The sequence below is a fragment of the Streptococcus sp. NPS 308 genome (assembly GCF_002355895.1).
Lineage (GTDB): Bacteria > Bacillota > Bacilli > Lactobacillales > Streptococcaceae > Streptococcus.
The window spans coordinates 684,152-695,990 of record NZ_AP017652.1 but is presented as its reverse complement, the minus strand read 5'-3'; the positions used below and the strand labels follow the sequence as shown (position 1 = coordinate 695,990).

Genomic DNA, 11,839 nt, shown 5'->3' with positions numbered 1-11,839 from the left:
TATAGTAAATCACTATTTCGATCTAGAAAAGAAAAAACGAATCCCATGATTCGTCTTTCTTGATAAATGAAAATTGATTTTAAAAATTATGAACGAATCTTTTGCAGACCGAGAACTGCATCATGGTTAATCAATATTTGCCCATACTCTTGCAAGACTGAACGACTGATGTCACTATCGTCTGCAAATTCACGCATACGAGCCAAGAGCCAGGCCGGATATGGACTAGGATGATTTTCTACATCGACTAAGATTGTCAAATAGTAGTGCCCATTCATCTTATAGAGTTCAGATGTTTCCATCTGATAGTTAACCGTCTTTGCAAAAGCAACTAAGTCACCAAGGCTTGAAAAGCGCAGGATATAGTAGATATAAGGTTCTTTCTTGCTCTCCGTCTCCTTGTCTACCTGCTCTTGCTCTTCTTCCTTTGCTTCGACCTGTTCTAGAGATTGGATGGCCTCAATATCGTCCTTGGTCTTATCTGCGATACTCTTTTCTAGCGTCTTGAGAAATTCATCTGGCGACATTTGGGCCAACTCTTCCATATCAGGTAGGTCCGCCAAATCTTCAAAATCAAGGTTTTGGTCAATCTTAGACTTGGTCACAAAGACATCGACCTTATCTGGTTTTGGTGTTACACGAAAACTCAGCATGCCACTGTCCAAGAAATTGTCTGGCATCTCTAATTCATCTAAAATAGCATAGAAAAACTCTTCTGTTTTTTCCTGAGGAATGAGAAAGTCTGCAATCTCCATCCCCCGATCCATCAAATCATCTAAAGTCATCGTGATTTTCAGTGTTGTATCACTAATTTGTTTCATCTTCATATCTAGTAACCTCATACTTTCAGTCTATCTATTATACTAGATTTTTACGATTTTATCAAAAGAATGAAGCGAGAATGTGATATAATACTAGATATGATTTTAGATTTAAGAAAGAAAGTTCAATGAAAAATATAAAAGTAAATGCCTTGGCCAGCTTGCTGGTCAATATTCTCAATATCGTTTTTCCTCTGATAACCAATCCTTATCTGACGCGGATTCTCAGCAAATCCAACTACGGTTACTTCAATACCGCCAATACCTGGGCCAGCTTTGTCATTCCACTAGCAGCCTTTGGAATATACAACTACGGGATTCGTGCTATCAGTAAGGTTAAGGACGACAAGAATAAAATCAACTATGTCTTTTCTAAGTTGTTTTATATTTCGGTTTTCACTTCTCTACTGACGACTGGTATCTACTTCCTCTTTATCTTCTTTGATACCAGCATTGTGAACCTGAAAGTCCTTTACTATATCCTAGGAGCTCAGGCACTCTTCCAATTCCTCAATATCGAATGGATGAACGAGGCTTATGAAAACTATGCCTTCATCCTCTACAAGACATTGATTATTCGGATTGCCATGCTGGTTGCTATCTTTACCTTTGTTAAAACTGCAGATGATATCGTTCCTTATGCCATCGTCATGAGTGCAACCACCATCCTCAACTACCTGCTCAGTTTTCTTTGGATCAAGAGAGAAGTTTCCTTTGTCAAAATTGGTCTTGTGGAATTAATCAAAGCATCTAAACCGCTCTTGACTATGCTTCTCTTAGCGAACGCCAACATGCTCTATACCTTGCTTGATAGAATGTTTATCACCAAGGGACCCGATGAAAACTACATTTCTTACTACACTATTGCTTCCAGTATTGTCATGCTGATAGCCAGTGTCTTAAGTGGGGCTCTCAATGTGAGTATCCCACGTCTCGGCTACTATCTCGGTAAGAAAGATTACACCTCTTATAAAAGTCTTCTGAATCAAGGGGCTGCCCTCTTTTACTTCCTCATCGTTCCAACCAGCATTGGGATTATGGTATTAGGGAACTACGCGGCAGTTATCTACTCTTCTGAAAAATACCTCGAAGCAGGTATTGTGACAAGTGTCTTTGCCTTTCGTACCATCATCTGGGCCATCGAGTTGATCCTTGGTAAACAAATTATCTTTATCAATGACCACGAAAATCGCTTGACTGCCTTTTACTTCCTTGGTGGCGGAGCCAATATCCTCTTCAACTGCCTCTTGTATTTCAATAATATTTTCGCACCAGAGTACTATATCGCTACGACCATTCTTGCGGAGACTATCGTCGTTCTCTTGGAAATTCGCTTTATCCAGAAACACCAACTGATTGATTTGAAAGAAATCTTTGCTACTCTAACACGCTATACTATTGTATCCCTTGGTTTCATCCCAATTTATTTTGTGTTTAAATTCCTTTTCCAAGTCAACTCTTATACAGTCAACTTCAACATGATTCTCATGGTTCTCTCGACTGTTGCAGCTTGTGGTATTTATTACCTCTTGACCCTCTTTATCGCCAAAGATAAAACACTCCACTATGCTCTAGACTTAGTACTTGCTAAGCTTAAAAGAAATTAAAAGAACACCCTACTGATAGATAATGTCTATCAGCAGGGTGTTTTCTTCTTTACTCTTGCTTATCAGAAGCATTGGCTTCTAGATTTGAATCTTGTTTTTCATGTTCAACAAGATTAGAATTTGCTTCTTGTTTCTGTTCTGGCTTGACTGCCTCGCTATTTACAACAGCAACAGCCTGTTTCCAGATACCTTCTTCGTTTACCTTGTAGCCATCAGGTGTTGTTGCGTTCTTTAACAAAGAACCATCAGCTTGGAAATAGTACCAATTGCCATCAAGCTGTTTCCAACCTGTTTGCATAGCTCCGTTCGGACCAAAATAGTAGGTCTGAGCATTCACCGTATGAAGACCGACCAACATGGTTCCACTTTCTTTTTCATATAAACCACTTCTTTCTTTGATAGCGGAAGCTAGGATGGGATATTCATCCTGGTAGCAACTTTTCTAGCTTCTTTCCGTCATAATAAAACAAAAAGAGGGAAGGAGAAGCCTGATTGTCACACTAGAATAGGGACTAGAGTTAACAAGGAAGAACTTCACTATCCCCTCTTTTCTATATTACTAAAGAGATTTTCCTAAAAGGACCTTAGCCAAGTTAGCATCTCTTTGTTTGTAAATTGGATTTTCTTTCCAGTTGTAATGAGTGTTAGGAATTTCAAAATCCTCCCCATACAAGTAACTAATGTATTCTCTTGTATTTTCTGGAACTTTTACTAGAATTTCTTTAAAACTGCATTCACTTAGTGCTGTAAAAGGCAATTCATAGTGGTAGACTTCATATCTTGTAGGATTTCCCAAGGCATTTGTCATGTAGAAAATAGTATCTGAGGAGATGGTACCTTCCTTTTTATCATAGACAATAAAATCCACATTGAGGCCCTTGTAACTATAGGATAATTCTACAAGTTTATCATTGTAATAGAACTCTTTAGTTCTAACAAAGCCTTTCTCCAAAAGAACTTTCTCATCCTTTAAAAAGGCTTCGTAGTCTGGGATAATAATCCCAAAGTCCATATCTAAATCATGCGTAATCAAATCATTTTCTCTGTAGAATCCAAGTAAAGTTCCAAAATCTAACCAGATATCGTAGGATTTTAGTTCAGATTGATAGATTGCCTTTAGAATATCTTCAAAGTTTTCTTTGAGCAAATTGCTTCTCTTTGAATCCAAGTCGATATTGGCTTTTTTATTTAAACTCTTGATAATAGGTAGGTTTTTAACCAGATCTTTCTTATCTCCTAAGAGGCTGGCTAAACTTCTTTTTAACCATTGTAACACCTTCTATCCCTCCTTTATGTATGCCAGGAAGTCATCGTGCTTCACTCGTTTTTCTAGAGGCGGAATTTCCATAAAGTCATCTCCGTAGATGGCAGAAAGGATTTGCTGATAGGCCGCAGGAATTTTGTAAACTCTATCTTCAAATGGACTGTCAATCGTTGTATCCAAGAAGGACTTGTCAAACTTGGTAGAAACTCTTTTGTTCTCCATGAGGTAGTCAATGAAGTCTCCATCTTTTTCTTGCATAGATAGGATGTTCATCTTTCGATTCCAAGTTTTGACACGAGTCAGACGAAATACAAGGACAAGTAGATATCGGACGATATTCTTGAGTTTTGCATTCTTATTATGGATGCCATAAAGAGTATAGACTGATAAACGACGGTAAGTATCTAGTTTTACCATGTCTTTGTTAACATCAGCATAATAGTCAAATGGGAAAACATCCACACAAATTCCTAAATCGATATCATTTTCGATATAGTTGTTATCATAGACTGTTCGCGCATCATAAACTCGGTAAAATGGGTAAGGGTACCGAGCGTCATTTTCCCAAGAAACCACTTTGTAGACTGGGTCATTGTCTTGCAAAATTGCTTGATACAATTTATCGTATTCATCGCGTTTCAAGGAGATATCAATATCGTCATCCCAAGGAATGTAGCCCTTGTGTCTTACTGCTCCCAGCAAGGTTCCATAAGCCAGTGAATAGTTGATGTTCTCTTTTTGACAGAGATTGTGGATGTAATCCATGACACCTAGTTCAACTTCTTTGATCTCTGCTTCATCTAGCTTTCTGTAGCCATCTCTTTTTTTATAGAGAACAGAGAAATAGTAACCTGAAATCACAAACAAGATACAACCCTGTAGTGAAATTCCATAGAAGGTTGAACTCAAGAACAAGTTAGAAATGAGAATAACAACAGTCATTAACAGAATGGTGATCAATTCATGATTGTGGCGACCCTCTTGAAGGTCTTTCTTATATTTCTTGAGACTTGAAATGATGAAGGCAAGCATAAAGATAGCTAGCGGGATAAAACCTGTCAGACCATCATAGAATAACAACTCAAGGTAGCCGTTGTGAGTAAGATAATGTTGCTTGATGATATAGGCTGAAGCATCATACTCTTTACCTAACTCATACCAGTTTCCACCTGAATATCCAAATAAGGGACGTTTAGGAATAAAGGAAGCTGTTGACTGCCAAATAGCAAAACGGTTATTAGAGATATTTTCTTCGCTGGTGTCTGTTCTCTCAAGGGAAAGATTGTTGTCCCCATTTTGTCCATTTTCTTGGTTTTTTTGGATTTGAGCTGAGTGAGCTTTCAAGTAAATATCGCTACTATATTTGATACCATTATAGCCGACAAATACCAATCCTACTGTCACTAGAACAGTAAGAAGTGACTTAGTTTTTTTAGTCCAGTTAGCCGTCATTAAAGCATAAAAGAAAGCAACGACTACCAAACAGATATAGGTTGTCCTTGAACCTGACAATACAATATAAGCAAAATTTAGCAGAATGGATGAGATAGCCAGAGTTTTAAGGACTGTATTGTAGAGTGATAAGCGCATCCACAAATAAATAATCACCATCAAAGAAATAATAGAGAGATAGTTGGGACTAGCTAAGATCCCAAATAGACGAGATTCTACAAATCCTTGGCGGATCAATAAGCCCTTGTAATCAAATACGCGGTAACCTTGCAACATGAAGAATTGCCAAATTGAGACAAGAACACCTAGGGTATTTGCGACAGTGATGACTGAAAAGAAGACATCAAATAGAACACGCGCTTTTTTCACTGTGAAAGACTGAAAGACTGGATAGAGTGCAAAGAAATAGATGAAAAAGACGACTAAGTTCTTTATGTTTGTTGAAAATCCATACTTTACAACTAAGACCGCGGTCAGGATATTCATTATAAAAAAGAGAATCAAATACTCAATTTTTCTGACAGTCAGATAGGCTTTTTTGATAAAGAAATTATAAAGTCCCAACAAAACGCCCATGAGGGTCATGCCAAGAGTGACAAATTTATTGGCCGAAATCGACTGAAGTGGGACAATCAAGCCTGCCATACAGTAAAAAGATATAACTGATAAAAACAGCAGATTGATTTTAAAATAGTTTTTTTCAATAAATGAAATCATTGTTTCTCCTAACGCTTAGTTTGTGCAAGCAAGATTTTCGTATACAATTTTCGACTCAGGCACAAAGCTAAAAAGCTCACTTTTCTTGCTCTTGTAAAACGACTATCTAAAAGAATGTTCTTTGTGTTTTTCTTTAGATAGGCAATCAAACGGTCTTCTAAGACCCTATCCTTGAAATCTGCATCAACCAAGAGCCTATCCAATACATAGAAGTAAGCCCAGTTTAAACGCATGGTTGCAACATCTGCCAGTTCAGGATAATTCTCTCTGATAATATCGGCGTTTTGCTCATAAGCCTCAATAACGTTTAAGAATTTCAAGGAGAATTTTTGAGTCGTGATACTATTTTCACGGTGAACATAGTAGTATTTCTTCTCATTTGTTGCGACAACCTTGCGACAGTGATGAATCAAGGCAATCATGATGAAGGCATCTTCTGCTATTTTGCCAATTTCAAATCGTAGGTGTTCAAAGAGTTCTTTTTTATAAAGTTTGTTGACAGCTGTGACCGAGAGGATTTTAGCTTCCATAACCATTTTAATGGCTTCTTGGGGAGTTAATTCCCAAGTCTGAATCGCTGCAACTTGCTTTTCTGGAATTTGGTGGTAGACATCATAATGTCCACACATAGAAAGATCAGCATTGGTTTCTAGCATTTGACGGTAAAGGGTCTCATACATATCTTCGTCAATGTAGTCATCACTATCGATAAAACCAATCAAATCAGAACTTGCCTCTTCAATCCCTCTATTTCGAGCGTCAGACAAGCCACCGTTTTCCTTGTGAATGACACGAATCCGTTGATCTCTTTGAGCTAATTGGTCACACAGTTCTCCACTAGTATCCGTTGAGCCGTCATTGACAAGAAGAATTTCCAAGTTGGTATAGGTCTGTTTTAAAATGGATTCGACACACTTCTCCAGATAGGCTTCTACATTGTAGACTGGAACGATAACGCTTATTTTTTCTCCCATCATGCTCCGTATTCTCCCTTGTACTCTGTGTAACTCTTGTCCATGTCTGCTATAATGGCATCATGATGCGGTACTTGCTTGTCTGCTGGTGGTGGTGTCATATAATCCCCAAAAGCAGTGCTGAGATAGGCATCATAGCCGACTGGGATAGGCATCTCAGTTCCTTCAAATGGCAAGAAGAGATTATCTTCAAAGGCTGCGATTGGGTACTTGTTTCTCATGTAGCCAGGTCCTGAGCATAATTCTGTGATTCCATCACTCTCTGATAAAGTGTACTTGGTCATTTCTTTCTCAGCTTTTTTCCAAATGCGATAACGTAGAGATTTTGGTGTCAAACCAAGTAAGATGCGACTTCCCCATTTCATGACTGCACCATGCTTTTCTGGGACAGTTTGGGCACAGAAAAGGGAATAAATCAAGGCCCAGCGGACTTGTTTCTTTCGTTCAGCTGGATTTTTAGGATAATAATCTAAAGGCAAAACATCCAAAGCTAAACCGTGTGGCAAATCCAAATCCTTTTGATAAGGCTTGATACAAGTTGTTTCCTTATCACGAATGGTAATAAAAAGGTTACGGTCTACAAAATCCTTGTGACTCTTTGACAAAAAATAACGCTCATCTGCATAACGAGGCCATAGTTCAACTAATTTTTCATAGTCCTTGCGAGGCATGAAAAAGTCTAGGTCATCATCCCAAGGAATGAAGCCCTTGTTGCGAAGAGCACCAATAGCCCCTCCACCACAGAGATAGCACAACAAGTCATGTTCTTTACAAAATGCGACGAAATATTCAGCCATTTCCAGACTACGAGCCTGAATCGCTTTCAAATCACTCATATCTCTCCTCTTCTTTTCAAAAACGAGTTATATCATTTTATTATACCATAAAAAAGCCTTAAAAATCCATCAGAGAGTAAGAAAAATCAAAGCCTAAACCACTTTTTTGCTAGTGATTTAAACTTTGATTTTCTTTATAAGAGTTTTCTATCTCATTCCCATTTGGGCGAGTTTTGTCTTGTATTTTTTTTGGTCGACAAGGAGAGCCTGCCCTCCATAAACATCGTAGTCATCTACCCAGTCACCAAGTTCGGGAATAGTTAATCTTTCGATACCATTCTGAGCGCCTTCTATGACAGATAAACCATTGGTCAACAAGAAGCTATACGGTAGATTGGTCGAAGTCATCGCAAAGACTTTTCCAAGTGCCTCAGATCCTGTAAAGAGTTTGGTTGGATCTTTGATCTGCTCAAGAACGGCTGACATGACTTGTTGCTGACGTTTTGTGCGTCCGTAGTCTCCTTCATCATCATCACGGAAGCGAGCATAGTTCAGCAAGGTAGAACCATTCATCTGCTGTTTTCCAACTTTGATGGTTTGGGTTGGAGACTCTGTTTCTGTTGCATGAAGATCATCTCCGACTGTGGCTTCTGTCAGAGGTTGACCGTTCAGAGTTGAAAATTGAGCATCGATAGTCACTCCTTCAGGGAAAAGTGTGTCAATAGCTGTTGCAAAAGCCTGAAAGTCAACTAGGGCGTAGTACTTGATATCCAAGTCAAAATTATCTTTTAGAACCTTGCGGACCATTTCCGCTCCTTTTTGCCCTTCTTGTTCCCCAAGTTCGTAGGCAACATTGAGTTTGTTATCCGTTTGTTTCTGGCCATTTACAATCTTACTATACCCGTCGATATAAACCAAGTTGTCACGCATAAAGCTGACGAGCTTAATCTTCTTATCCGAACCACTGACATTTAGCACCATGATTGTGTCTGTACGGGTCTCCGCACTATTTTGACCAATACGGCCATCTGTCCCCATGATTAGGATATTCACACCATCTTTGGTATCCTGACCGTTAAAGACTTCTACTTGGGCTGCCTTGGCATCAGCTGGCTTATTGCTTGGATTGGCTGCCGACTGGAATCCTCGAAGAAACATGAAAATCATCCCTGCAGCCACACATGTAATCAACAGCAAGAACCAAGTCAGTATTCGTTTGAAGCGAATTCTTCTCTTTTTCTTTTTGACTTTAGGTAGAGGAGCTACCTTTTCACGTTTCTTAGCCCGACTTCTATTTCCATAAGTCGGAAGATTAATGTCTCTACCCCAAGATTCTTCTTTTTCTTCTTGTTGGAAATGGTGAACTTCTTGCTTGGGTCCTGTCATCTTTTGCTGCAGGTAATCAAACTCCTTTCGCTCCCGATCATTGAGGTAGTGAAAATTCTTAAAGAGATAGTCATAACGTAACTGCTCATGATGACTTAACGGGCTTTCTTTGCTCATAGGCTCTCCTTTCCTAAATCCCTAATAGTGAAAATAGGGTAGGTTCCCAGTATCTTGTACTGGATCCCAATTGTTTCTAGTTCTTGTCTGGCAAAATGAACCAGCTCTTTGGCACTATAATCCACATCTATGATGAAAAAGTATTCACCTAGTACCGTTTTGAGAGGACGACTTTCTATCTTGGTTAAATCAATCCCTCGCCAAGCGAAGGTTGACAGAGCCTTGTAAAGGGCACCAGGAAGGTTATCCGGTAAGGTTAAGGCCAAACTCATTTTTTCAGTTTGTGATTGCATATGGATAGTGGGAATCTCAGACCCTAATACCCAAAAACGAGTGAAGTTGGCTTCCATTTCTTGGATATCTTCTGCTATCAATTCCAAACCATACTCAGTAGCGGAGTTTCTAGGGGCAATGGCTGCAAAAGGCTGGTCTGGATGTTCAGCGATAAAGTGGGCTGCATAGGCTGTGCTTGCCGTCACTTCAAGCTGGGCTTCTGGATAATGCTCCTCTATGAATTTTTTTCCTTGAGCCAAAGCTTGAGGGTGTGAAAAAATCTTTTCAATCTTAGTATGACCAGGAACTGCCATCAGTTGCTGATGAATGGGTTGTACTATTTCTGCAACAGCCTGAATGTCCGCCTGATGAAAAAGATAGTCCAAGCTTTCATGCACACTGCCTTCGATAGAGTTTTCAACTGGCACCACCGAATAGTCCACCAATCCTTGTTCATAGGCCTTGATAACATCTGTGATATTGGCAAAGGCTTGTAATTCCTCATTAGGAAAAGCAGTCTTCACAACGTGGTGAGAAAAAGATCCCTTGGGACCTAGATAGGCAATTTTCATCTCAGTTCCTCTATAATTTCCTCTGGACTTAACTTGGTCACATCCAGAACTTGACTGGCTATTTCCTCATACCAAGCTTGTCTTTCTTGGAAAATAGCTGCCAGTTCTTCCTTGCTATTATTTAGAAAAAGCGGCCGTTGATTGTCCTTATCAGCTGCGATCCGTTGGTAAAGGGTTTCAAAATTTGCTTTCAGATAAATGTTATCAGGATTTTGTTTGAGCAAGTCACGATTTCTCTGAGAAACGACTACTCCTCCACCAGTTGACACAACTCGGTCCGTTTTTAGTAAGTCCGCTAAAACTTCAGACTCCACCTGACGAAAGGCATCTTCTCCTTTTTCAGCGAAGAAATCCGCAATGGACATGCCCAAACGTTCCTCGATTAAGGCATCCATATCGATGTAGTCTGAGTCCAATCCTCTAGCGATTGTCGATTTGCCAGCCCCCATAAATCCGAGTAATACCTTAGCCATGAATCAAGCTCTCCAAATCATCAAAGAAGCTAGGATAGCTGGTATTGATGGCTTCAGCACGATCAAGTTCCACTTCTCCATCCGCAACCAAGAGGGCTGCGATGGCTGTCATCATTCCAATTCGATGGTCACCAAACGTATTGACTCTAGCGCCATGAAGTCTTGATTTCCCTTTGATAATCATCCCGTCTGCTGTAGGAGTGATAGCCGCCCCCATGCTATTTAAGGCATCTGCCACCACCTGAATGCGGTCTGTTTCCTTGACCTTGAGTTCCTCAGCATCCTTAATGACTGTTACACCTTGTGCTTGTGTCGCTAAAAGGGCAATAATAGGTAATTCATCAATCAAACGTGGAATCAAGGCTCCACCTATCTCCGTTCCTTTCAGGTCTGAAGACTCGACATTCAAGGTTGCTGATTTAGCGACTGGGTCAATATCAGTTATTTCCAATCTTCCACCCATGGCGCGAATGACATCAATAATACCTGTACGCGTTTCATTGATGCCCACATTCTGCAGCACCACACGAGAGTTTGGAACAATCAAACCTGCGACCAACCAAAAGGCTGCACTGGAAATATCTCCTGGCACGACAACCTTTTGTCCGGTCAGTTTTTGTGGTCCTTGGACTGTGATTTTCTTGCCATCCACACTTAAATGGCCACCAAATTGCTGTAGCATATCTTCGGTGTGGTTACGAGTGCATTCTTTCTCGATAATAACGGACTCCCCCTGAGCCTGCAAGGCTGCAAACATCAAGGCTGACTTAACTTGGGCAGAGGCGATTGGCAACTCATAATGAATCGGTCTTAAATTTTTCGTCCCTTTTAAATGAAGGGGAGGCAGGTCTCGCTCTGTTTGCCCTGAAATGCTAACCCCCATTTTTTTCAATGGAATCGTCACACGATCCATAGGACGTTTGGAAAGACTATCATCTCCAAACATCTCTACTTCGAAGTCTGCACCAGCAAGGACACCTGAAATCAGGCGAATCGAGGTACCAGAATTTCCCATATCCAAAGCGTTCTGCGGCGCTTTTAAGCCATCCATGCCTACACCTTGAATGGTAATAACCCCATCTTTGTCCTCAATTTCAACACCAAGGTCACGAAAGACCTGCATGGTTGAGAGCACATCCTCTCCACGCAGAATATCATAAACCTTGGTCTCTCCCTCAGCCAAACTACCAAAAATAATCGAACGATGGCTGATAGACTTGTCACCTGGAACCCGGATACTGCCATGTAAGTGGCGAATGTTTGTTTTTAGTTTCATAGTTGACCTCATACTTGCAATACTTTTCTTATTTTATCACAAAAAGTCAGAAACTTCTTAAAAATTTCTGACTTTATGATAGTTAAAAATATTTTTTAATAAACTTTTACCTTTTTGATTTATTTCAACCT

General features: G+C 39.9%; 10 protein-coding genes and 1 pseudogene. 1 reads left to right on the top strand and 10 read right to left on the bottom strand.

What is annotated here, in order from left to right; all coding sequences use genetic code 11:
- Positions 1 to 86 precede the first annotated feature (86 nt).
- On the bottom strand, positions 87 to 827 hold the full coding sequence (gene mecA, locus SNAG_RS03690) for an adaptor protein MecA (protein ID WP_096406668.1): 741 nt from the start codon (positions 825 to 827) through the stop codon (positions 87 to 89).
- A 122-nt stretch (positions 828 to 949) separates the two neighbouring features.
- Between mecA and SNAG_RS03685 the strand changes: the two genes are divergently transcribed.
- Positions 950 to 2,428, top strand: coding sequence for an oligosaccharide flippase family protein (locus SNAG_RS03685; RefSeq protein WP_096406665.1), 1,479 nt, complete (start codon positions 950 to 952; stop codon positions 2,426 to 2,428).
- A gap of 49 nt (positions 2,429 to 2,477) precedes the next feature.
- Here SNAG_RS03685 and SNAG_RS03680 read toward each other — a convergent pair.
- The 9 genes and pseudogenes from SNAG_RS03680 to aroA all read right to left on the bottom strand — a co-directional run.
- A pseudogene (locus tag SNAG_RS03680) lies at positions 2,478 to 2,798 on the bottom strand (MBL fold metallo-hydrolase); the annotation flags it as partial.
- A 189-nt stretch (positions 2,799 to 2,987) separates the two neighbouring features.
- A complete protein-coding gene (locus tag SNAG_RS03675; protein ID WP_096406663.1) occupies positions 2,988 to 3,704 on the bottom strand; it encodes a LicD family protein in 717 nt (238 codons plus the stop codon).
- 3 nt (positions 3,705 to 3,707) lie between these two features.
- A complete protein-coding gene (locus SNAG_RS03670) occupies positions 3,708 to 5,861 on the bottom strand; it encodes a LicD family protein (RefSeq protein WP_096406660.1) in 2,154 nt (717 codons plus the stop codon).
- Between the two features lie 8 nt (positions 5,862 to 5,869).
- Positions 5,870 to 6,838, bottom strand: coding sequence for a glycosyltransferase family 2 protein (locus tag SNAG_RS03665; RefSeq protein ID WP_172842385.1), 969 nt, complete (start codon positions 6,836 to 6,838; stop codon positions 5,870 to 5,872).
- Positions 6,835 to 7,671 carry a LicD family protein gene (locus tag SNAG_RS03660; protein ID WP_096406655.1) on the bottom strand — a complete coding sequence of 279 codons (837 nt, stop codon included), beginning with the start codon at positions 7,669 to 7,671 and terminating at the stop codon, positions 6,835 to 6,837. Before SNAG_RS03660 ends, SNAG_RS03665 begins: the two co-directional genes overlap by 4 nt.
- Positions 7,672 to 7,818: 147 nt before the next feature.
- Positions 7,819 to 9,114, bottom strand: a complete 1,296-nt coding sequence (locus SNAG_RS03655) for an LCP family protein (RefSeq protein WP_096406652.1) — start codon at positions 9,112 to 9,114, stop codon at positions 7,819 to 7,821.
- The gene (pheA, locus tag SNAG_RS03650; protein ID WP_096406649.1) at positions 9,111 to 9,959 is read right to left on the bottom strand and encodes a prephenate dehydratase; all 849 of its coding nucleotides are present in this window, start codon (positions 9,957 to 9,959) and stop codon (positions 9,111 to 9,113) included. The genes SNAG_RS03655 and pheA overlap by 4 nt, the downstream gene beginning before the upstream one ends.
- Positions 9,956 to 10,432 carry a shikimate kinase gene (locus SNAG_RS03645; protein WP_096406646.1) on the bottom strand — a complete coding sequence of 159 codons (477 nt, stop codon included), beginning with the start codon at positions 10,430 to 10,432 and terminating at the stop codon, positions 9,956 to 9,958. Before SNAG_RS03645 ends, pheA begins: the two co-directional genes overlap by 4 nt.
- On the bottom strand, positions 10,425 to 11,708 hold the full coding sequence (gene aroA, locus SNAG_RS03640) for a 3-phosphoshikimate 1-carboxyvinyltransferase (RefSeq protein WP_096406644.1): 1,284 nt from the start codon (positions 11,706 to 11,708) through the stop codon (positions 10,425 to 10,427). Before aroA ends, SNAG_RS03645 begins: the two co-directional genes overlap by 8 nt.
- Positions 11,709 to 11,839 lie beyond the last annotated feature (131 nt).

Bases quoted from the DNA above. Each gene is read 5' to 3' on its own strand.
- SNAG_RS03655 (WP_096406652.1), bottom strand. From the start codon at position 9,114: ATGAGCAAAGAAAGCCCGTTAAGTCATCATGAGCAGTTACGTTATGAC.
- SNAG_RS03660 (WP_096406655.1), bottom strand. From the start codon at position 7,671: ATGAGTGATTTGAAAGCGATTCAGGCTCGTAGTCTGGAAATGGCTGAA.
- aroA (WP_096406644.1), bottom strand. From the start codon at position 11,708: ATGAAACTAAAAACAAACATTCGCCACTTACATGGCAGTATCCGGGTT.
- pheA (WP_096406649.1), bottom strand. From the start codon at position 9,959: ATGAAAATTGCCTATCTAGGTCCCAAGGGATCTTTTTCTCACCACGTT.
- mecA (WP_096406668.1), bottom strand. From the start codon at position 827: ATGAAGATGAAACAAATTAGTGATACAACACTGAAAATCACGATGACT.
- SNAG_RS03645 (WP_096406646.1), bottom strand. From the start codon at position 10,432: ATGGCTAAGGTATTACTCGGATTTATGGGGGCTGGCAAATCGACAATC.
- SNAG_RS03685 (WP_096406665.1), top strand. From the start codon at position 950: ATGAAAAATATAAAAGTAAATGCCTTGGCCAGCTTGCTGGTCAATATT.
- SNAG_RS03665 (WP_172842385.1), bottom strand. From the start codon at position 6,838: ATGATGGGAGAAAAAATAAGCGTTATCGTTCCAGTCTACAATGTAGAA.
- SNAG_RS03670 (WP_096406660.1), bottom strand. From the start codon at position 5,861: ATGATTTCATTTATTGAAAAAAACTATTTTAAAATCAATCTGCTGTTT.